Raw genomic sequence first — 2,574 nt, forward strand, 5'->3', positions numbered from 1 at the left:
GCCTCGGCGCGCGCGCGCTCGACCGCCTGCTGCCGGGCGCCGAACTCGCCGGCGATGCGGCGGTCGTCCTCCTCCAAGAAGCGGCGCCGCACGAGGCCGCGCACCCGCAGCGCCAGCACCTCGGCATCGGACTTCGAGACCACGTCGTCGGCGCCCGCGGCGTAGGCCTGGACGAGGAAATCCTTGGGGGGGTTGCTGCCGGCGACCCCGACGAGGTGGAACCCGGCGCCGGCCACCCGGACGCCGCGGCGCTGGTCGATGGCCCGGCACAGGGCGAGGCCGTCGAAGGCCGGGCCGAGCAGGTCGACGGTGACGCAGTCGAAGGCCGTCGCCTCGCCCTCGGCGTCGAGGACGGCGAGCGCCTCGTCCGGCCCCGCGCTGACGGTGACGGCGTGGCCGTCCTGGCCGAGCAGGCCTGCGAGGAAGGTGCGGTAGGTGGCGCTGCCGTCGATCACCAGCACGCGCCCGCGCCGGAAGGCGGCGGCCGACGGGGTCTCTGCGCTGCCGGGCGCCACGCTGCCCAGGCGCTCGCGCAGGAGCGCGCGGATGCGCAGGATCAGCAGGTCGCGGTCGCCGGACTTGGCGACGTAGGCGTCGGCGCCGCTCTCGAGGCCCTGGCGCTCGCCGTCGCGGGCGCCGGTGAGCATCAGCAGGGGGAGGGCGCGGGTGCGCAGCGAGAGGCGCAGCTGGCGCGTCAGCTCGTCGCCGTTCATGCCCGGCAGGTGGTAGTCGGCGACGACGAGGTCGGGCAGGCCCTGATTGAGGTGGTCGAGCGCGGCTTCCGCGGTCGGGCAGCGCTCGACCTGGAAGCCGTGGCTCTCCAGCAGCAAGCGAAGCTCCAGCGCCTGCGTCTCCGAATCCTCGACCAGGAGGATGCGGGCGGCCTCCGTCGCCGTGCCGGCGGTGCCGTTCATGCCGGCCGGTCCTGCGAGCCGGCCCCGGGCATGGCGAGCTTGAGGACATGGGCCGAGACGCGGTCGAGAGGCAGGACGGCGCGGGCGGCCTTCAGGCGCACGGCCGCCGCCGGCATGCCGTAGACGACCGCCGTGCTCTCGTGCTCGGCCACCGTCTGCGCGCCGGCGGCATGCATGTCGAGCAGGCCGAGCGCCCCGTCCTCGCCCATGCCGGTGAGCAGAACGCCGAGCCCCGTCGCGCCCGCCTGCCGCGCGACCGAGCGGAACAGCACGGTCGCCGCCGGTCGCTGGCCGGAGACCGGCAGGCTGTCGAGGATGCGCAGGATCCGGCCCGGCCCCAGCTCCAGGTGGCGGTCGCCCGGGGCGACGTAGACCCGGCCGGGCTCGGCCCGCTCGCCGTCGCGGGCGACCGTGACGGGCATCGGCACCACGCCGCCGAGCCAGGCCGCGAACCCGTCCATGAAGGCCGCGCCCATGTGCTGGACCACCAGCACCGGCAGCGGGAACGTCTCGGGCAGCGCCCCGATCACGCGGGCGAGCGCCGGCGGGCCGCCGGTGGAGGCGGCGATCGCCAGGACGGTCGGCGGCAGGTTCGCCGCGGGTGCGGACGCGGCCGCCGCGGTGCGCCCGAGCCACTCGGTGCCGATCGGGCGGCGGCGGATCACCGGGACCTGCGCCATGATGCGCAGCTGGGTGCAGATCTCGCCGGCGACCGCGTCGTAGCCGGCATGGGTCGTCGCCACCGGCTTCTCGACGACGGACAGCGCACCGGCCCGCAGGGCGTTCATCGAGATGCGCAGCGAGGAATCCTCGACCGAATCGGCGATCACCACGATCGGCGTCGGGTGCTCGGACATGATGCGGCGGGTGGTCTCGAGCCCGTCGATGCCGGGCAGGCGGATGTCCATCGAGATCACGTCGGGCCGCACGCTGTCGATCGCCGACAGGGCCTCCTCGCCCGATGCGACGGCGGCGACGCAGGCCAGGCGGGGATCGCGGGAGAGGATGTGGCGCAGCAGCTCGCGCACCACCAGGCTGTCCTCGACCAGCATGACGCGGACCGGCTCGCTCACAACAGCTGCCCGATGGTGTCGAGGAGCTGGCGCTGGTCGAACTTCTGCTTGGTGAGGTAGGCGTCGGCGCCGAGGTCGAGGCCGCGGGCGACGTCGGCCGCGTCGCCCCGCGAGGTCATCAGCACCACCGGCAGGCGCGCGAACCGCGTCTCGGCGCGGATCGCGGCGAGCAGGCCGAAGCCGTCGAGCCGCGGCATCTCCACGTCGGCGAGCACGAGGTCGAACACCTCGATGTCGGCGTGCAGGCGGTCGAGGGCGTCCTGGCCGTCGACGCACACGACCACGCGATAGCCGGCGGCTTCCAAGATGCCCTTCTCCAGGGTGCGGGTGGTGATCGAATCGTCGACGACGAGAATCGTCGCGCGGTGTTTCGAACGTGGCGCCTCCGCCAACGTTCCGCCAGCATCTGCGACCCCGTCGCCCGGCCTCGCCGCCGCGCCGGCGGCACCCGCCCGCGCGGCGAGACCGTCGGGATCGAGCACCAGGGCGGGCACGTCGCCGGGCAGGATGACGGTGCCGGCGACGAGCCCGGACTCGGCGCCGACCGGCGGCGCCGGCAGCACGAGGAGGGTGCGCACGTCGTGGAG

General features: G+C 74.9%; 3 protein-coding genes. All 3 read right to left on the reverse strand.

Going from position 1 to position 2,574, the window contains the following annotated elements:
* The coding region (locus tag FV230_RS27145) for a response regulator (protein ID WP_147844579.1) at nt 1–914 on the reverse strand (914 nt) is incomplete at its 3' end.
* A complete protein-coding gene (gene cheB / locus FV230_RS27150) occupies nt 911–1,987 on the reverse strand; it encodes a chemotaxis-specific protein-glutamate methyltransferase CheB (RefSeq protein ID WP_281408341.1) in 1,077 nt (358 codons plus the stop codon). The genes FV230_RS27145 and cheB, both read right to left, overlap by 4 nt.
* The coding region (locus FV230_RS27155) for a response regulator (protein ID WP_147844580.1) at nt 1,984–2,574 on the reverse strand (591 nt) is incomplete at its 5' end. The genes cheB and FV230_RS27155, both read right to left, overlap by 4 nt.

It is taken from the genome of Methylobacterium sp. WL6 (genome assembly GCF_008040095.1).
Taxonomy (GTDB): domain Bacteria; phylum Pseudomonadota; class Alphaproteobacteria; order Rhizobiales; family Beijerinckiaceae; genus Methylobacterium.